This window comes from Mycobacterium sp. 852013-50091_SCH5140682 (assembly GCF_001665685.1).
GTDB lineage: Bacteria > Actinomycetota > Actinomycetes > Mycobacteriales > Mycobacteriaceae > Mycobacterium.
Window position 1 is genome coordinate 148360 of sequence record NZ_LZTB01000118.1, and the last position, 18634, is coordinate 166993.

Annotated in this window: 19 protein-coding genes and 1 pseudogene; 12 read left to right on the forward strand and 8 right to left on the reverse strand. The window is 65.0% G+C overall.

Going from position 1 to position 18634, the window contains the following annotated elements:
* Window positions 1-13 precede the first annotated feature (13 nt).
* From A5784_RS30345 to A5784_RS30355, 3 genes are all read right to left on the reverse strand, one after another.
* On the reverse strand, window positions 14-1381 hold the full coding sequence (locus A5784_RS30345; RefSeq protein WP_156750868.1) for a hypothetical protein: 1368 nt from the start codon (window positions 1379-1381) through the stop codon (window positions 14-16).
* Between the two features lie 400 nt (window positions 1382-1781).
* On the reverse strand, window positions 1782-2252 hold the full coding sequence (locus A5784_RS30350; RefSeq protein ID WP_064948555.1) for a QcrA and Rieske domain-containing protein: 471 nt from the start codon (window positions 2250-2252) through the stop codon (window positions 1782-1784).
* 133 nt (window positions 2253-2385) lie between these two features.
* Window positions 2386-3330 carry a helix-turn-helix transcriptional regulator gene (locus A5784_RS30355; RefSeq protein WP_064948556.1) on the reverse strand — a complete coding sequence of 315 codons (945 nt, stop codon included), beginning with the start codon at window positions 3328-3330 and terminating at the stop codon, window positions 2386-2388.
* Between the two features lie 102 nt (window positions 3331-3432).
* On the opposite strand from A5784_RS30355, the gene A5784_RS30360 reads away from it, so the two are divergent.
* From A5784_RS30360 to A5784_RS30380, 5 genes and pseudogenes are all read left to right on the forward strand, one after another.
* Window positions 3433-4827: an MFS transporter gene (locus tag A5784_RS30360; RefSeq protein ID WP_232006304.1), complete on the forward strand. Its 1395-nt coding sequence runs from the start codon at window positions 3433-3435 to the stop codon at window positions 4825-4827.
* Between the two features lie 33 nt (window positions 4828-4860).
* On the forward strand, window positions 4861-5196 hold the full coding sequence (locus A5784_RS30365) for a carboxymuconolactone decarboxylase family protein (protein ID WP_064948557.1): 336 nt from the start codon (window positions 4861-4863) through the stop codon (window positions 5194-5196).
* Window positions 5197-5390: 194 nt separating this feature from the next.
* Complete coding sequence (locus A5784_RS30370; RefSeq protein ID WP_064948558.1) at window positions 5391-6152, forward strand: alpha/beta hydrolase family protein; 762 nt, start codon at window positions 5391-5393, stop codon at window positions 6150-6152.
* A gap of 179 nt (window positions 6153-6331) precedes the next feature.
* Window positions 6332-7729, forward strand: a pseudogene (locus A5784_RS30375) (serine hydrolase domain-containing protein); the annotation flags it as partial.
* A gap of 109 nt (window positions 7730-7838) precedes the next feature.
* Window positions 7839-8579 (forward strand): cutinase family protein, encoded by a 741-nt coding sequence (locus tag A5784_RS30380; RefSeq protein WP_082945173.1) that lies wholly within the window; start codon window positions 7839-7841, stop codon window positions 8577-8579.
* Window positions 8580-8606: 27 nt separating this feature from the next.
* Here the strand turns inward: A5784_RS30380 and A5784_RS30385 are convergent, their stop codons facing one another.
* The 3 genes from A5784_RS30385 to A5784_RS30395 form a co-directional block, all read right to left on the reverse strand.
* Window positions 8607-8924, reverse strand: coding sequence for a hypothetical protein (locus A5784_RS30385; RefSeq protein WP_156750863.1), 318 nt, complete (start codon window positions 8922-8924; stop codon window positions 8607-8609).
* A 7-nt stretch (window positions 8925-8931) separates the two neighbouring features.
* The gene (locus tag A5784_RS30390) at window positions 8932-9249 is read right to left on the reverse strand and encodes a hypothetical protein (RefSeq protein ID WP_156750864.1); all 318 of its coding nucleotides are present in this window, start codon (window positions 9247-9249) and stop codon (window positions 8932-8934) included.
* A 473-nt stretch (window positions 9250-9722) separates the two neighbouring features.
* On the reverse strand, window positions 9723-10208 hold the full coding sequence (locus A5784_RS30395; RefSeq protein ID WP_064948562.1) for a DinB family protein: 486 nt from the start codon (window positions 10206-10208) through the stop codon (window positions 9723-9725).
* A gap of 254 nt (window positions 10209-10462) precedes the next feature.
* On the opposite strand from A5784_RS30395, the gene A5784_RS30400 reads away from it, so the two are divergent.
* Window positions 10463-10801, forward strand: a complete 339-nt coding sequence (locus tag A5784_RS30400; protein WP_156750865.1) for a hypothetical protein — start codon at window positions 10463-10465, stop codon at window positions 10799-10801.
* 100 nt (window positions 10802-10901) lie between these two features.
* The gene (locus tag A5784_RS30405) at window positions 10902-11816 is read left to right on the forward strand and encodes an MBL fold metallo-hydrolase (protein WP_064948564.1); all 915 of its coding nucleotides are present in this window, start codon (window positions 10902-10904) and stop codon (window positions 11814-11816) included.
* Between the two features lie 135 nt (window positions 11817-11951).
* On the opposite strand, the gene A5784_RS30410 is transcribed toward A5784_RS30405, so the two are convergent.
* Window positions 11952-12104 (reverse strand): hypothetical protein, encoded by a 153-nt coding sequence (locus A5784_RS30410; RefSeq protein WP_156750866.1) that lies wholly within the window; start codon window positions 12102-12104, stop codon window positions 11952-11954.
* 209 nt (window positions 12105-12313) lie between these two features.
* On the opposite strand from A5784_RS30410, the gene A5784_RS30415 reads away from it, so the two are divergent.
* The gene (locus A5784_RS30415) at window positions 12314-12793 is read left to right on the forward strand and encodes an SRPBCC family protein (RefSeq protein WP_064948566.1); all 480 of its coding nucleotides are present in this window, start codon (window positions 12314-12316) and stop codon (window positions 12791-12793) included.
* Between the two features lie 27 nt (window positions 12794-12820).
* On the opposite strand, the gene A5784_RS30420 is transcribed toward A5784_RS30415, so the two are convergent.
* Window positions 12821-13849 carry an alpha/beta fold hydrolase gene (locus A5784_RS30420; RefSeq protein WP_064948567.1) on the reverse strand — a complete coding sequence of 343 codons (1029 nt, stop codon included), beginning with the start codon at window positions 13847-13849 and terminating at the stop codon, window positions 12821-12823.
* Between the two features lie 329 nt (window positions 13850-14178).
* On the opposite strand from A5784_RS30420, the gene A5784_RS30425 reads away from it, so the two are divergent.
* The 4 genes from A5784_RS30425 (at window position 14179) to A5784_RS30440 (ending at window position 18621) form a co-directional block, all read left to right on the forward strand.
* Window positions 14179-14796: a hypothetical protein gene (locus tag A5784_RS30425; protein ID WP_064948568.1), complete on the forward strand. Its 618-nt coding sequence runs from the start codon at window positions 14179-14181 to the stop codon at window positions 14794-14796.
* Between the two features lie 5 nt (window positions 14797-14801).
* Window positions 14802-16196: an MFS transporter gene (locus A5784_RS30430; RefSeq protein ID WP_064948613.1), complete on the forward strand. Its 1395-nt coding sequence runs from the start codon at window positions 14802-14804 to the stop codon at window positions 16194-16196.
* A 71-nt stretch (window positions 16197-16267) separates the two neighbouring features.
* Window positions 16268-17956, forward strand: coding sequence for an ATP-binding protein (locus tag A5784_RS30435; RefSeq protein ID WP_197514922.1), 1689 nt, complete (start codon window positions 16268-16270; stop codon window positions 17954-17956).
* Window positions 17938-18621, forward strand: a complete 684-nt coding sequence (locus tag A5784_RS30440) for a response regulator (protein WP_064948569.1) — start codon at window positions 17938-17940, stop codon at window positions 18619-18621. Before A5784_RS30435 ends, A5784_RS30440 begins: the two co-directional genes overlap by 19 nt.
* The last annotated feature ends 13 nt before the right edge of the window (window positions 18622-18634 follow it).

The window sequence follows — 18634 nt, forward strand, 5'->3', positions numbered from 1 at the left end:
CAGCAGCCCGGGACTACCGCACCGAATCCATCGGGATCGGCGGACTGACCAGACGGAAATGCGACCTACTGCGTTCCATGAATCGCCGCTCGTACGTACCCTCGATCTGTTTGCCGTCCAACTCTCCCGTCAGCACCAACCGGTCCTTGTCCGGCTGGGTGGCGCGCAGCACCACCTGAGTCGAATCCGACTCCGGCTTGCGCAGCTCGAGGCGATCGCCGTCAATGTTGAGCAGCCACCTGGTGGTGTATCCCGCGGGCTCCTGGCTGACAAACCTGACCACACCGAGCTGGCGGACTTTGTTGCGGTCGGTGATCGCGACGTTGACCCACGGCTGCGGAGTCGCCTGGTTCAGCGTCGCTTCGCGCCCATCGATAGTGAATGATGTTGCGCGCCAGACACCGTCGAGCGTCGAGCTCGGCGTGTGATAGCCGATGTACGCCATGACGCCACCCACTCCGGTGATTGTCAGCAGCATGGCGGCGATGCCGAATTTGGCAATCACACCGGCTCGCCGCAGCCAGCGCTTGTCCGCCCAAAGGGGTGACCAGAGTTCCACCGGGCGGGTCCCACCGCGATTGAAGACGACCCGCACCAAGTTCGGCCAAAACGGGCATGTGATAGCGATTGCGACCAGGAACAATTGGGCCGCAACCAGCTTGACCGGCACGTCATAGGTCATGTTCAGCAGGAACACCTGTGCTGTGGAGATCACGGACCCGAGGGCCCCGAGCACCCAGGTACGGTTCCACAGCAGCAGTAGTCCCGACAGCAGTTCGATCAGTCCGATGGAGACCGAGTAAGCCTCGGATGCCCCGACGAAGCCCCACAGCGTGTTGAACAGGCTGGTGTCACCCGTCAACTGCAACTGATGCTCAGGCAGCGGCATATAGCCCATCTGGACGGGAATCACCTTGCCCCATCCGTAGAAGATCATCACCAGGGCCAGCCCAAAGCGCGCGAACACCAGCAGCGAAGCGGCCAAGCTCCGATAGTTGGGGCGACGCCGATCCATGACCGTCCACAACGCGGTGATCGGCAGTGCCACCGCAATCCACCCGAGCTGGAAACACCACATCCACAACATGTCTCCGCCGGCCGACCTGGTGATCTCGACGCTACGACCTCGAGTCAGGTAGCTACCGATCTGCGCGAGTATCCAGAGCAGACGCTCGCACGGATAGTGGCCCTCGTCAAAACCCACGACACTGCCGAATACCGTGACCAACAGAACCACACCACCGGTGACGGCAAGCATTCCACCACCGACGGTGAAAAGTAGTCGGAAACCCAGTTTCTGAAGCGATGTCCACTGCGGGACACTTTCGGCGATAACGGGTGTTTCCGTGGTGGGAATCGGCGAGTACGCGGCTCTCGTCACGGTAGCTAGGGTAAGGCCCATTTTGCTTTTTCGCGCGTTAATACACGAGAACCCGCCAGCCGGCGATACCCCAAACACCTTGGCATTAAGCCGATCTCGGTTGCCTATCGCCGCGCTCCGCGTGGATACAGATACGGAAGAATGCAGAAAGAGCAAATAATTGGGGTTGCCATCGACAATTTCCCCACAACCGGTTCACCTGCAATATCTTCTGTTCTGAATGTCGACGTCGCGTCACGCCAGTTCATCCCGATGAGTAAGCTGCCGGCACGCTGATCGGCGCGCGCAGCGTTGCCAGAATTGAGCTGTTCTGAAACATCAGGGGTCAACGCGACCATTGCGAGGCCGCGGATTCCGACCAGCTGGTCGCTGAAACCAATCGCGATTGGTCCGGAACAGGTCAGGTGATGGTCAGGGTGTCACCGGTCGTCGTCACCGTCTTCGGCGCCAGCGGCTGCTCGGCCGGCCCCTTGACGACAGTGCCGTCGACGTCGCTGAACCTGCTGCCATGGCATGGGCAGTCGATGGTTCCGTCGGCGACTTTCGCCACCAGGCACTGCTTGTGCGTGCAGACCGCTGTGAACGCCTTGAACTGACCGGGCTGCGGTTGAGTGACGACAACCTTGGGCTCCTTGAGCACGACGCCCCCGCCCACTGGCACGTCGGTCGTCTTCACCGATACGGGTGCCGCGGCAGCCGTCGAGCTCGGTTCACTGGTCGCGGACTGGCCGCCCGACGCTGACGGTTCTTTACCGCCGCACGCGGTGACGGCGATCCCGGCAGCGACCGCTCCGGCACCGATGAGAAGGCCGCGGCGGCTTGCCAGGCCCGGCTGCTCGTGTAGTTCGGGTGTGTGCCCGGTCTCTGTCATGTGCCCAGCCCTTCGTTGCGCCTAAGCCATGGTCGCAGACGAGCGCTCTTCAGACGGCAAATCTCGGCATAGTCGTGCAACCCCCGCGGCAACTTGGCAGGCGCCTACCGAGATGCCCTGCAGCCCAACGCAATCAGATGTCGGACCGCGCGTCGGTGCCTTCTGGTTCTGCGGGCACCGGACCGCCGATCGGGCGTCCGGTGCTCCGATCCGGTGCGTCGGTCGCCGCCCAGCTCGCGAGCATGCGCAGCTTCTCGTCGGAGGCGGACCCGGGGGCAGCGGTGTATCCGTTGAGCACCAGCCGGTCGTCGCCGGTGGAGCGAACGTCGAGCGAGTCGTAGGCGAGGTCGATCGGGCCGACGACCGGGTGATTGAAGTGTTTGAGTCCGGTGCTGTGGTTGCGCACATCGTGGGCGCCCCAACGGCTGCGAAAAGACTCGCTGCGGGTGGCGAGTTCACCGACGAGGTCGGTGAGCTCCTTGTTGTACGGGTCGCGGCCCGCCTCGGTGCGTAACAGCGCGACCGTGGTGTCCATCGAACCCGCGTAGTCCGGGAAGAAGTCGGCGGCACGCTCGTCGAGGAAGTTGAACCGGGCGATGTTGGCTTTCCACGCCGGTTCATCGAGCACCGGTGCGTACAGCGCCCGGCCGAGAGCGTTGGTCGCGATGATGTCGAGTCGCCCGTTGCGGATGAAGGCGGCCGCTCCGGTCATCGCGTCGAGCAAGTGCTGCAGGCTCTCGGGGAGCCTGGCAGGTGTTCGACGGCGCGGGCTTCGTGCAGGCTTGGCGGCGCGGGCCAGATGGAACAGGTGGGCAGTCTCGGCGTCGTCCAGCAACAGAGCGCGGGCGACGGCGGCGAGCACGTCGTCGGACACACCCCTGATGTGTCCCTTCTCCAGCCGGGTGTACCAGTCGGTGCTCACCCCGGCGAGCACGGCGACCTCTTCGCGGCGCAGTCCAGGAACGCGCCGTTGAGTTCCGCCCGCTGGGAGTCCGACCTGGTCAGGGGTGATCCGGGCACGGCGACTGGCCAGGAAGTCACGGATATCGGCGCGCTGCGGGGTGCCGCTGGTGTTCACACATCCGACGGTACGACGAGCCGTGGCCGCGATGGGGGTTGCACTTGTACCCCCTCTGGTTGGACCTGCCGCCCACGGTGGAATCGGAGTTCTCTGGTTGAGGTGATCACCCATGAGTCAGCTCTCGGAATCGATGCCGCAGGCCGGACCAGACCCGCGGTCCGGACCCTGGGTGCGGCGCTGCTGGGCTTCTTCACCATCACGCTGGATGCCGTCGTGATCAACGTGACTCTGCCGACCATCCGCCACGATCTCGGTGGTGGTGTGGCCGGGCTGCAGTGGGTGGTCGACGGGTACACCCTGATGTTCGCCGCTCTGCTGCTGACCGCTGGGTCGCTGTCGGACCGGTTGGGCGCCAAGCGGGCCTTTGGTGGCGGCATGGTGGCGTTCGTCCTCGCCTCGGGGGCATGCGGGCTGGCGCCTACGCTGGGCATGTTGGTTGCGGCCCGGTTTGTGCAGGGCGCAGCGGCGGCCGCGATGATGCCGGCGTCGATGGCCCTGATCCGTCAGGCCTACCAAGAGCCGCGGGCGCGCGCTCGTGCCGTCGGGATCTGGGCGATGGGCGGAGCGGTCGCATCGTCCTCCGGTCCGGTCTTGGGCGGGATGCTCACCCTGATCGACTGGCGACTCATCTTTTTCATCAATATCCCGGTCGGCGTTATCGCGCTTTGGCTGCTGACCCACACCGATGCCTCTGCGACCCGACGCACGCCGCTCGATCCGATCGGCCAGCTGACCGGCGTTCTGGCGATGGGCGGATTGACCTACGGCGCCATCGAGGCGGGCTCCCGCGGGTTCGCCGACTGGGCGGTCATTGCTGCTTTCGTCATGGCTGTGGTGTCGCTGATCGCGTTCACTTGTTCTCAGCACGTGGTGGCGCATCCGATGCTGCCGCTGGAACTCTTCCGGTCCCGCACCGTAACCATTGTCACAGCAACAGGTTTCGCGTTCATGGTGGGCTATTTCGGCCTGCCGTTCGTTGTGAGCCTGTTCTTGCAACAGCACCGCGGCCTGGACGCCGTGCACACCGGCATCGTGTTCCTGCCGATGATGCTCGTCGGTCTGATACTGACACCGTTCTCCGCATGGATCAGCGAGCGGTTCGGCCGCCGCACCGTGATCGCCACGGGTCTGGCTCTGATGACCGCCGGGCTCGCCGCGGTGGGCCTGCTGGGTGCCACCGCTCCCCTGTGGCTGCTCGCGGTGCTCATGCTGCTGGTCGGACTCGGCGGTCCGACGGTCTCCCCGCCGGCCACCGCGGTGCTGCTCGACACCGTTGCGCACCATCAGGCCGGCGTCGCATCTGGCGTGTTCAACACCAGCCGCCAGGTCGGCGGCGCCCTCGCAGTCGCGGTGTTCGGCGCTCTACTCGCCAACCCCGACACCTTCGTCCGCGGGGTGCACGTGAGCATGCTGATCGCCGCCGTCGTTACCGCGGTGACCGCCGTTCTCACGCTGTCCTTGCCCCGCACCACCCAACACCACGTGGAGGCCTGATGACCGCTACCACCCCGAAGAGAGGAACCAACGATGAGCGATGAACAGAACACCGGCTGGACCGGCGGCCAGCGCGCTTTCGGCGACTTCGCCCCCGGCATGGTGCATTACACCGACCGCGTGCTGTTCGACGAAGTGTGGGAACGGCCCGATCTGTCCAAACGAGACCGGAGCCTGATCACGATCGCGGCACTGACCGCGATGGGCAAGATGGACCAGCTGCACTTCCATCTCGGGTTCGCCCGCCAGAACGGGGTCACCGACGACGAGCTGAAGGAAGCCCTGCTGCATCTCGCGTTCTATTCCGGTTGGCCCAACGCCATGGGCGCGACCACGGTGTTGAAAAACATCGTCGAGAAGAACGGGTGAGGTCCCGACAGGAAAATGGTTGGACGCCACCACGTTCGCGTTGCTAGGGTGCGATAGACCGTGACGGTGACGCGAGGAGGTGAGACCCATGTATGCAGTGACCAATGGGTGTTCTCACTCGTGTTCGCGGTTGGGCGATTGAGCTAGGTGTCGCCGGGAGCGCCCGAACACGGCAATCCCGAAAGGCAACCGCTATGCACATCACTTCTGAGACATCGTCCAACGGTGTCATCGAACGCTCCTTCACCCTGGATGACGTCACCGGTGTCCTCTGGTCACCAGAATCTGTTCCCGCCGACGCCCCCGTGGTCTTGGCCGGTCACCCGGGCGGCCTTCACAAGAGGGCCCCGGGACACGTCGCCCGGGCCCATTCCTTGGTGATCGTTGAGGGTTTCCATGTCGTCTCCATCGACGCACCTGGCCACGGTGACCGACCACGAAATGCCCAGGACGAGAGCTGGATCGCGGAATTTCGTCGGGCCCGGGCCGAGGACAGTCCCTCGTTCGGCCGTATCCTTGCCGAGTACAGCGCCTCTGTCGCCGAGCGTGCCGTTCCCGAATGGCGGGCAACCATCGACGCCGTGCTGGCTCTACCCGAGATCGGCGCACATGTTCCCCTCGGCTACTCGGGCGTGTCTCTGGCCGGCGCGATCGGGATACAGCTCGCAGCGGTCGAGCCTCGGATCACCGCTGCGATCTTCGGATGGCTGTCCGGGCATGACGCGCTGCTTGCGGCGGCAAGACAGATCAGCATCCCGATCGAATATCTGTTGCCGTTGGATGACAACGAAATTCCACGCGAATTCGGTCTCGAATTGTTCGACGCCTTCGCCTCGACCGACAAGGTGTTGCACGCCTTCCCGGGCGGGCACGACCGGGTACCGACAGATGGCCGGATCGACACTCGGTTCTTCGCGCGGCACCTCGGGCGGGCCGCAGGCCGGCCTGCGGCGTGACGTGAAACAGGGGTCTGCGGCCGGGCCACACCCGGTCGCAGACCACCTTGGCCGAGATGCGTAACACCCTGCATATCGACCGATCGAATATGTACTCTCAGACTGCGGCACCGACTTGGAGCAGCGCACGTGAAGCGTTGGGCAACATGATGAGCGTATCTACCGAGACGGCTCTGCCTGCGGCTTTTGCCGAGCTCGACACCAAGATCACCGCGGGCATGACGGCCTACCGCATACCGGGTGCTGCCGTTGCCGTCTGGGCAGGCCGCCACGAACATGTCAAAGGCTTCGGTGTCACCAACGTCGACCATCCGCTACCTGTCGACGGTGACACGGTGTTCCGGATCGGCTCGACCACAAAGACGTTCACGGGCACCACCGTGATGCGCTTGGTCGATCGGGGCGACGTGGACCTGGATGCGCCCGTGCGGCGTTACCTGCCCGACTTCGCCGTGGCCGATCCGGCTGCCAGCGCCTCGGTAACCGTGCGTCAGCTGCTCAATCACACGTCGGGCTTTCTGGGTGACGACATTCAAGCGTTCGGGCGCGGCGACGACGCAGTGGCCCGCTACGTCGCGGCGATGACGCGCCTACCGCAGCTGACACCTCCGGGCACCGTGTTCGCCTACAACAACGCCGGTTTGGTGGCAGCCGGACGGATCATCGAGGTCGTCGCTGACTCGACCTACGAGTCGGTGGTGCAGAGCCTGCTGCTCGAGCCGCTGCAGATGGCCCACTCCCACTACTTCTCCGACGAGATCATCGGCTTGAATGTGGCTGCCTCGCACACCGTTGTCGATGGCAAACCGGCTGTCGACACCAGTTTTTGGACGTTCCCACGCAGCTGCCACCCAACCGGCGGACTGATGTCGACCGCACGAGATCAGTTGCGGTACGCGAAGTTTCACCTTGGCGACGGCACGGCACCCGACGGCACCCGACTGCTGAGCCCGCAAGCGCTCGCGGCAATGCGGTCCAATCCGGGCGCCGGCGGCACACTACAGGTCGATCTCACCGGCATGGGTGTCACGTGGATGCTGCGCCCGTCGGCGGAGAACGTCACGATCGTTCAGCACGGCGGCACCTGGAACGGCCAGCATTCGGGGTTCTTCATGGTGCCCGACCGCGATTTCGCCATGACCGTGCTCACCAACTCCGAGGGCGGAGCACAGCTGATCAACGACCTTTTCGGCGACGACTGGGCGCTGCGCCGGTTCGCGGGGATCAGCAACCTGCCTGCCACAGCCGAGGATCTCGGCGCCACCGACCTGGAGCCCTTCCGGGGGCGCTATATCGCCCAGCATGTCGCCGAATCGGGCGATCCGGGGCAGACGGTCATCGACTTCGAGGTGGGAAGCGGTCGACTCGACGGCACGATGACCGCCGACGACATCACGGGAAGCAATCCGAATTCGGAGACCAGCCACCGATTGGGCTTTGCCTTCTATCGACCGGACTACGGACTCGACCTGGGAGCTGACGACAAACCGATCGGCACCCGCTCCGATTTCGTACGCGGTGCCGACGGACGCATCACCTGGTTCCGCAGCCACGGGCGCCTGTTTCGACGCCAATAGCGCACCTGCGCCGTGAGCGCACGCCCCAGATATGCGCTGCGCGTCGGCGGGCCCGTTACGTAACATCGATTCAGGCAATCGGCATTCCTACGCAACGCAAAGGTTCTCCATGTACACAATCGATTGCACTGAAGCCCCCGTGGCGCCGCCCCGAACGGGGCCGCGCAGGTTCGCGGGCATCCTCACGATCGCCTTCACCGTGCTGGCCCTGGCAAGTGCTCCAGTACCTGTTGCCAACGCCGATCCGTGCCCGGACGCGGACGTGGTGTTTGCCCGCGGCACAGGCGAGCCTGCGGGCGTCGGCGGTATCGGACAGGACTTCGTCGATGCTCTGCGCGCCAAGGCCGGCCCCAAATCGGTCAACGTCTACCCGATCAACTACCAGGCCAGTGCCGATTTCGGCGACGGCTTCCAGTTCGCACTCACTGTCATCGACGGTATCCGGGACGCTACCAATCACATTCAGACCGTCGCTGCCACCTGCCCCGCCACCAAGATGGTGCTCGGCGGATTTTCCCAGGGTGCTGCCGTGGCCGCGTTCACCACGTCGGCCGAGATCCCGGAAGGCGTCCCCGCAGCTTTCGTGCCGCCGCCGATGCCGCCCGAGATCGCCGACCACGTCGCCGCCGTGGCGTTGTTCGGCAAACCCTCGAACCAGTTCCTCAGCGACGCAGGCGCACCGCTGATCACGATCGGCCCGCTGTACGTGCCCAAGACCATCGACCTGTGCGCCAGCGGTGACAGCGTCTGCGACGGAGCCCCACCCGGGCCGCCTAGCGGAGCGCACAACTCCTACATCGCCAACGGCATGGTCGACCAGGCCGCCCAGTTCGCCGCCGGCCGACTCTGACGGCGAACTGGGATACGCCGGCGGGTACTAACTCTTCGCGCCTCGCAGGCCCGTTCGCGACGGCAGCGCCTCTTTCCTCAGAGTGCGCTTCGCCGGGTCAACTGAATAGTGCGCGCGCTCTGAGAATTCATTCGGCCCTACATGCAGGACCTGCAGTCTCGAGGTGTCGAGCCCCAAGTTCTGCGCAACCCTGAGCGTCTGCGCTTCCAGCTCAGCCTGCGAGGTGGCGGGCGCCCCTTCCATCGTCACAACGCGATGGACGTGATGTATTGCGCCCTGCGGATCGAACAGCAGGCAGCAATTGATCGATTGCACGTTCTGCGAACCAGTGGACGAGAAGTTCACGGCGCACCTATCCCCAGTAGTCCATACGCGCGACAAGATAAGCCTCTTGATCTTCGCCGGTTGCGGTGGCGAAGGTGATGGAACTGATGTGGTCGAAAATGACCGGAGGCCAATTCGTCCAGGCGCCGAAGTCGATGTCCTTGTCGGATCCGTCCTTGAGCCGTCGCCGGTAGTGCATGATGCCGGTGTAATTCGCTCCCCCACCGACCTGGCCTTGCAGGGCTGTTTGAGCACCCAACGTCGCCGGAGGCAGATTCACCTGGACGGTGTTGTAGCCGGGTGGCCAGCCATCCATCCAGTGCCAATCGATTCTTGTTACGGTCATGCCAATCACCCTCCCTGGCTTGTCATCTAGGTCTTCGCCTGCGGATCATCACCGCCTGCGCAACACCTAGGATCGGGCTCGGCAGTCACCGGCGACTAGCGTAGGGCAGTACTCACTTTTCGGCTTTTCCCTTTCGATACGTCGTAGCCTCGACACTTCTTGCATGCCAGACACATCGGGCGACACCACAAAATGCCTCTGACATTCGCCATTGCACCGAATCGACCGGAGTGACGAGGCGACATCTGATTCGTCGATTCGTCGTCAGATCTGAAGTCGCCCAAGGCGTTATCGCAGCACGACCTGCGTCGCACAGATCAGGGACACGTCGTCCCTTCGACATCCGGTTGATACGCAGCTATCCCTCCGGACGGCTCTCCTAGTATGGTAGCGTGCCGCTGATTTCGATCGTCGTTTGCGCTATACGGGCACTACACATCGACATTACGACCACAGACGACGTGCAGCGCGAACTAGCGGGTTGACACGATCTGTTCACGCAGGATATCGCCGTGACCTGCGTGCCTGGCGAATTCTTCGATCATGGCGAGCAGCGTCCACCGCATGCTGACCGTGCCTTCCCGGGGATTGTCCTTGGTGTCGTCGAGGGCGAAGCGCGACGCGATCTCTCGCGAACGCCGGCTCGCCCGCTCGAACTCCGCGATGACGTCCGTGATCGACTCATCGTCACCGACAAAGAATGTGCCCTCGTCGCGGTTTGAGTATCCGTCGCACTCGGATTCGTCGAGTCCCGCCCAAAACCGTTGAAACCAAATCCGTTCCGCGGCGGCGGCATGCTTGATCAACGATATCGGCGTGGTCAGCGATGTGACGAGCCGGCTGCGGGCATCCGCGTCCGACAGGCCGCGTACGGTCTCGATGAGCGCTTCACGGTTACGGTCGAGCATGTTCTCGATGATCGTTCGCTCGTCACCAGTGGTAATGCGGTTGGTAATCATCAGGTTTCGCTCCTTCTATCGTTGGTCGGATCGGTTGGACCCGAACGTTTCAGCAGTGGCACCCAGTGCATCTCGGGACGGCACCGCGACGAGTGAAGAGATTGACTCCGGCGTCAAAAATCAAGCGTCAGTGGGCTTGTCGCGAGCAAAGCCGTCGTTTCGGCACCTTTTCTGTGCGGAGCTGCGAGCATGATCGCGGAGGTATCCGCAGGCGGCAAACACCCGAGTGATTTTCTGGATCCGAGGAGCAGCAGATGAGATGGTTGACGCGTTCCGGCGTGCGCAGAATGGTCTTCGCGACAGGAATCGCCGGGGCGGCCGTGATGGCGGCGGCCCTTCCCGCGAATGCAACGCCCACTGTAGCCGGTCAAGCGGGCGTACCGATGCCCCTGGGTCCGTTCTCGGTGAAGAACGATCCGGGGTGCGACGTATTCGGGTGGCAGCATCCGATGTGTGCCGGCGGCGCCTTCGACACACCTGCGGACGACGGAATCCCCGGCGACAATGCGGCATTCGGCGGCATACCGGCGCCTGCGAGCGTACCCAATGTCGACGGCTCGCTCAGTCCTCCCGGCATGCCCGGGGATGTCTGACCCGACCGGTCCCCATGGATAACTCATAGCGCCGGAGGGCGTTCTACGCGACGACAGGTCAATTCCAGTCCCCGGGTAGAGCGCTCAGAAGGAGAATCGCATGAGCTTGGACAACATTTCGCACCTCGGCGCGCAGGGCGCCGACGAACTGGTCCCGTCGCGCTACGCAGTCCAGGTCGGTGACATCGAAGTGCTGGTGATCAGCGACGGGGTGCTGCCGATAACCGCCTCGACGTTGGCCACCAACGTCGAGTCGACCGAGCTGGCGCACTGGCTGGACGACAATTTCCTGCCACCGGAGGTGGTCGACTGGCCGCTCAACGTGGTGGTGGTACGCAGCGGCGACCGAACCATCCTCGTCGATGCGGGGCTGGGCTTGGAGTTCCCGGACTTCCCGCGGGCCGGGCAGACGGTCCAGCGGCTCGAGGCGGCCGGGGTCGATCTCGCATTGGTGACCGACGTGGTGCTCACCCACATGCATATGGACCATGTCGGCGGGTTGCTCACCCAGGGGCTGAAAGACCGGCTGCGCCCCGACCTGCGGGTCCACGCCTCCACGGCCGAGGCCGAGTTCTGGGAAGCACCCGACTTTTCGCGCACCACCATGCCGGGGCCGATACCGGACGTGCTGCGCAGGGTCGCTTCGCAGTTCCTGGACGAGTACCGCGGCCAGTTGCGGACATTCGAGACCGAATACGAGGTGGCGCCGGGCGTGCTGATTACCCGCACCGGTGGCCATACCCCCGGGCACAGCGTGGTCCGCCTGGCCTCCGGTGGTGACAAGCTGACGTTCGCGGGTGACGCCGTCTTTGCGCCCGGATTCGACAATCCAGAGTGGCACAACGGATTCGAACATGACCCCGATGAAGCGGCCCGGGTTCGCATCCGTCTGCTCAGTGAGCTCGCGGCGACCGGTGAGTCGCTGGTGGCCACTCACCTACCGTTCCCGTCCGTGTGCCGGGTCGCCGCGGCCGGCGACGTCTTCCGGTGCGTACCGGCCGTCTGGGACTACTGACCGCTGCCGGCTGTTCTGATTTCTTCGGCGTAGTGCCGAGGCGGTCGCCCCGACACGTTCGGCGATGGGGCGACCGCCTCGCGATGCAGGCTACGTCGGCGTGACGTCACGGCATCGACCAAAACGCTTTTGGGGTCACTGTGCGGACACCGCGCACGTTGTCACCGGGGCGCTGACCGGGGCACCACTGGCATGCGCAGCCGCCGACAAACCCATCGCACCGCCGATGACGACAGCGACGGCGGCGGGCACAACAGCGTGGCGCCCCAAGCTCTTGACGAAGTTCATGGCAATCCTCCTGTGTGGGTGAACGTTGTAGCCGGACATTACGAAGCGGGCCATGCCACGCGCGCTGTTGTGCGCACAACCTGAACAAACGCGCAATCAGCGGGCTTTTCTGCGTTCTGCTCACTGCTCCGACCACGCACATCGGACGGGCGAACTGGTGGCCGGCGAAGGCTCGATGAGTTTCTGGGCCGCCGCCGGTCTGTACCGGCATGACTGACGACACCATGACCGCCGCGTGCACCATCAACGCGCCGGCGCAGACCGTGTTCGCCGTGCTGGCGGACCCGACCACCCATCAGGCGATCGACGGCACCGGCTGGGTGCGGGAGTCGCTGGACGGCAAACCGCTCACCGCAGTGGGTCAGGTCTTCCGGATGGCGATGTACCACTCCAATTACGGAGGTATGCACTACGAGATGGCCAACCGCGTCGAGGTCTTCGAGCCGCCGCATGCGATTGCGTGGCTGCCGGGCCAAGGTGCCGACGACGACAACCTCGAATTCGGTGGTTGGATCTGGCGATACGACCTCAAGCAGGTCGCGGGTGACCAGACGGAGGTTACGCTGACCTATGACTGGTCGGCGGTGCCGCAGGCCATTCGCGAGAACATCGGGTTCCCGCCCTTCGACCGGCAGCACCTCGACAACTCGCTCAAACACCTCGCCGAGCTGGCGCAGCGTCGAACCTAGTACGCGCGCTGTCGTTCCGCGCATCGCTCACGACACCACGACGGCGAGTTGCGCTGCAGCAGAGCGGTTCCCGGACCCGCGCACACGTGCGGGACGCCGGGAACCGCGACGCATGCCCATCGCCCGCCCGATTGCATCGGTGACACATTCGGCGGCATCCTGCAGCAGCATGTGGCCGGCAGTCGGATGGTGGAGATGGAGAGCGCCGGGAATGGCCGCGGCAAGGTCACGCGAATGCGAGGGTGGCGTAAGGACATCGGTGCCCCCACTGACGACGAAAGTCTTGGCAGCAATGGATTTCAGGGCGTGGTACACGTCGTAGCGCTTGAGGCTCGGCAGAAAGCCCGCAGCTGTCGTCAGCGACGCTGTCCGCAGGGCTGCAACCCCCACAGCGGCAGCGACCACTCCGGCCATGGTGCCCTCACCCGAGAATCTGCTCAGCGCCTCACCCAACGGACGGATGAGCGCCTGGACGGCCTTGTCCGTTGCCCTTTGCGGCATGCGGTGAACCAGGCCGAACAGCGCGCCGGTAGCGGGCGTTGCCAGCAGGCGACCGATCCCCCGCTCGGCGATGCTGCCCGCCGCAGTTCCCACCAGGACCAAGCCTGCAGGCTCGACAGGACGTTGCGACGCCGCGCGACCGAAGTATGCGAGCGCCGTCATACCGCCCATGGAATGGCCCGCCAGAGTCAGCGGGCCGGTGATGTGCACCGCGGCCAAGACCTCTGCGAGATCGGCAGCGAGTTGGGTGATTTCGTAGGTGGGCATGGGCGCATCGGCCGACCTCCCGTGGCCGCGGTGGTCGTAGGTGATGACGCGAATCCTGCCGCCGTAACGGCGGCGCAGTTCACCCACCTGCAGCCCCCAGCTCTCTTGCGAGAGCAGAAGACCGTGCAGCAAAACGATTGTCGGCGCATCGGCGCGTTCCGCAGGGTAGTCCGATACTGCGAGGCGGACGCCGTCTTTCGTCGTGACCGTCCGCTCGACACAGCCGTCATCGCGTGCAGCCGCCGGCCCGAACACGGTGGGCACCAATGGCTCAGGGGCAACCGACATGATGGACTCCTCGGGACGTGTGAACGCCGGTAGGGTTCGGCATTTCGCTGCGCAGAACCTAAGGCGGTGATGCACGTGGCGGCTCGCTTCTGCGCGCAACCTACGCAACTGGCCGATTTGGAGTTTTTGCGCATTGACCGCGTCGCGTGGCTCTCGAATATTCCTGCGGCGATTGGAGATTCGAGCAGACCACCGCCATCTGAGCACAATGCGCAAAAGTCGCATAACGCGTACTTGTGCGGCTTGTGCGCACAAGCGGGCCATCGCGCGGGCGGTTCCCTAGCGTCGTGAGCACAGACGACCAAGGCCCACACCACAAGGAGCGACAGATGACGACGCGGCCTCCGAACCAGACCTACGACCCAGGGTCCGCCGCGACCATGGCCGCCGGCGTTCCCCAGACGGTGACGATGCGCGCCGCGGCGGCAGAGTCGGCCGCCACCCATTACGCGTGGTCGGCCGAGCCGCCGGAGCCCGCCGCGCCACCGCAGGCCCAACAACCGCACCACCGGCCCATGCGCCGGCGGGCCCTGCCCCTGATCGCGGGGGGCCTGGCGGTCGCAGCGTCAGTCGGTTTCTTCGGCGCCCTGCACGCAGGCCCGAGCACGGCCGTCGACACCACCCACACCACCACCCACACCGCTGCGGCGCCCGCGGCGGCGCCGGTCGCGACGCCCGCACCGCAGGCGCCGCCAACGCCGGCGGTAGCGGCGCCCACGCCCGTCACGCACACAAAGCGCACCACCACGCGTCACCCGATGCCCGCAGGCCACACATCATCATCAAATGCCGTCAGCCGGCCGTCGCCGTCTCCGCAACCCCAACCCCAACCGAACCACGACAGCGTGTCGACGCCCGGAAGCTGGAATCGGAACTTCCTCTCCTGGTTCACTCATCGTCACGACCATGACGGCCGCTGGATGCACAACTTCGGACACGCGAAATGACCACGATGACACCTACAGCACAACCCGACCGGGACAGCGATCAGCGGCAGATCGGGCGCCTGCTCGACAACCTTCCCGTCGGCCCCGTCCACCGCAGGGCGGTCATTGCCATCGGGCTCGGCCTCTTCTTCGAGGTCTACGAGATCTTCCTGTCCAGCACGATCGCCGCCACGCTGAAGACGCACTACGGACTTGGCGGCACCGCGCTGCAGCTGCTGCTCGCGTCGTCGTTCCTCGGAATGTTCGTCGGTGCAATCGCCTTCGGCCGGATCGCTGATCGCATCGGGCGCCGGCGAGCCTTCCTGCTCACCCTGGTGTGGTTCTCGGTGTGGAGTGTCATCGCCGCCTTCGCACCGAACGCGTGGCTGCTGGTGGCGGCACGCTTCATGGCCGGCATAGGTGTGGGGGCCGAATATCCCATCGCCGACTCGTATCTCGCCGACGTACTACCGAAGGCTCATCGAGGGCGCATGGCCGCATGGGCCTACACCTGCTCCTTCCTCGCGGTCCCGGTGCTGGGTTTCCTGTCGCTCTGGTTCGCGGGGCGCAGCCTCTTCGGCGTCGACGGTTGGCGCGTCCTGTTGGTGATCGGCGCCATCGGCGCGCTGTTCATCATCGTGCTGCGCCGCAGCCTGCCGGAGTCACCGAGATGGCTGGCCGGTGCCGGTCGCATGGATGAAGCACGGGCCGCACTGCGGGCGTTCGCCGGCGGTACCGATCCGGCGCCGCAAAGCCCGGCGGACCGCGATGAAACCGATGACGTCGTCACGGCGCCCTCTGCACCGGCTGCGTCGGCTTTCGAGCGACTGCGGCAGTCGCCCTACCGCCAGCGGCTGATCATGCTCGGCGTCTTTCACCTGTTCCAGCCCTTCGGCTATTACGGGTTCGGCACGCTGGCGGTGCTGGTACTGGTCAGCCGTGGCTACGACGTCACGTCGTCGCTGCTGTTCACGGCCGTGTCGTTCATCGGCTATCCACTCGGTTCGCTCATGTCCATTCCGCTGCTCAAGCGGTTCGAGCGCAAATACCTGATCATGGTGACGGTCGTCGTGATGGCGATCTGCGGTGTCCTGTTCGCAACCGCGACCGTTCACGCGCTCATCGTCGTATACGGATTGCTGATCACCGCATCGAGCAACGTCTTCTCGAACATCTACCACGTGTATCAGGCGGAGATCTTCCCCAGCGATGTGCGCGCAACCGCAGTCGGATGGACATATTCGGTGTCGCGGCTGTCCAGTGCGGCGCTTCCGTTCATTCTCGTCCCGGTTCTCGACCACTACGGGGCCACTGCGATGTTCGCTGTCGTGCTGGTGGCACTCGCCGCCACGATCGCCGTGATCGCGCCGATCGGACCGCGTACCACGGGCAAGAGTCTCGACGACATCAACCCGACATGACCGGTCTACAGACACGTGACCGGAATGCGGGTTTTGCTCATTGTGCTCAGGGCGGCGCGTACGCTCAGCCCATGGTCAGAAGGCTGCACATGGATGTGCGGCTTGCCACCCAGGTGCTGCTGCTACAAGTCGCTGTAGTGACGCTCACGCTGGGCATCGCGGGCGGCCTGCTGGCCTTCATGAGTCACGAGCGTCTCGCCGCCCAGTACGAGGACCGGTCGCTGGATATGGCACGCGCCATCGCGTTCGCTCCCGCGGTCCGCGCCGACGTCGCGCGCTACGACGCTGCCCCGCTGGTCCCGAGCCCGACGCTCACAAACGAGCTGGCGAACGGTCCGCTGCAGCAGCTGGCCACCGAGATCCAACAGCGCACCGGCGTGTTGTTCGTGGTGATCACCAACAACCAGGGCATCCGACTCTCGCATCCCAACCGCGACGAGCTCGGCAAGCACGTCAGCACCGATCCTACCGAGGCACTGGCAGGCCACGAGGTCGTGACCCGTGAGTCGGGCACCCTCGGACCGTCGGTGCGGGCGAAAGTACCTGTGCTGGCACCGGATTCGGATCGCGTCATCGGCGAGGTCAGCATCGGGATCTCGACGTCCGCGGTGCACCACCAGCTGTGGACAGATGTGCGGACCGCAGCGTTCCTGGTCGGCCTGGCCCTGCTCATCGGCGTGGTCGGCTCGTATCTTCTCGCCCGGCGCTGGCGTGGACTCACCATGGGTTTGCAGCCTTCGGAAATGGCAGAGTTGATCCGCAGCCAGGCCGCGGTGCTGCACGGTATCGACGAGGGCGTGCTCGCCGTCGACACCGCCTGGAAGACAACGTTCGTCAACGACGAAGCCTCCCGACTGCTCGAGGTCGGACGCGAAGCGGGCAGGCCGGCGGACGAAATCGGCCTGACCCCACGGGTGCTCGAGGTGTTTCGCGCGGCGGACGCGACCCCGAGTATCGCGACCGTCGGCGACCGGATCGTCGTGGTGTCGTCACGACCCGTCACCCGCGACGGCCGCGAACTGGGCACCGTGCTGGTCGTACGGGATCGCACCGACGTCGAATCGTTGACCCGCGAACTCGACGCCGTACAGCTGATGAGCACGGTGCTGCGTGCCCAGCGTCACGAGTTCGCCAACCGGCTGCACCTGCTCAACGGTCTGCTGCACAGCGGCCATGTCGAGGAGGCAGCGCAGTACGTGGAGGAACTTCTCGGCTCCGGCCCGATGGGCTCGGCGCTGCCGGGCATCGAGGCTGTCCGGGATGCGTTCCTGCAGGCATTCCTGGCCGCGAAGGCGGCGGTCGCCCGGGAAGCCGGCGTCACCCTGACGATCGGTGAGAACACCTGGGCGCCAGGCCGACTCGCCCTGCCGGTGGATGTGACGTCAGTCCTCGGCAATCTGCTGGACAACGCCATCTACGCAGCACGCACCGGCAAGAAAGCCGACAAAGTCGTGGAAGTCGAACTCCTGCAGGATGGTTCGACCCTGCACATCACCGTCGCCGACACCGGAAACGGCGTTGCCCCTGATTTCGTCGAGCACGTGTTCACCGAGGGCAAGTCGACCAAGCCGGACTCCGGTATACCGGGCGGACGCGGCATCGGAATGGCCCTGTCCCGGCAGATCAGTCGTGCGCTGGGCGGCGACATCCGGCTGTCGAGCCCAGGTAACGCCGATGCGGAGTTGTGCGGCGCAGAGTTCATCGCCCGGCTACCGGGTGTGATGGTGGAGGAGGAAGCCCAATGGGTGGCACAGAACTGACGGTGCTGGTGGTCGACGACGACTTCCGGGTGGCGAACATGCACGCGGGTATCGTCAACGCCTTGCCGGGGTTCTCGGTGTCGACGACGGTGACGACGCTGGCCGCCGCCCACAAGGCCGCACCGGTTGACCTCGCCCTGGTGGACGTCTACCTTCCAGACGGCTCAGGAATCGACTTCGTCCGCGGATTACAGTGCGACAGCATGGTTCTGAGCGCGGCGACCGATGCCAGGACGATCCGCGCAGCGATGGCGGCCGGCGCGTTGAGCTATCTGGTCAAGCCGTTCGCGCCTGCGGACCTCGCCGCCCGGCTGTCGGGGTACGCACGGTATCGACGAATCCTCTCCGGGACCAACCTAGGCGGCAGCGAAGTCGACTCGGCACTGGATGCCCTGCGACCCCGCATCGCCCCTGTGCAATCCCCCACTGCCGTTGCCTCGCCGACCAAACAGCTTGTGCTCCAAGCACTTCGTACCTCGGGTCGGGCGATGTCGTCAGCTGAGGTGTCCACGGAGATCGGGGTATCCCGCGCAACGGCACAGCGGTATCTCTCGACGTTGGCCAACGCGGGCGAAGTCAAGATTCAGCTGCGCTACGGCACGACAGGTCGGCCGGAGCAGGAGTTCGTGGCCGTCGACAAACCGCCGAGTCGCCCTGTGCGGTAAGGCGAACGGTCCC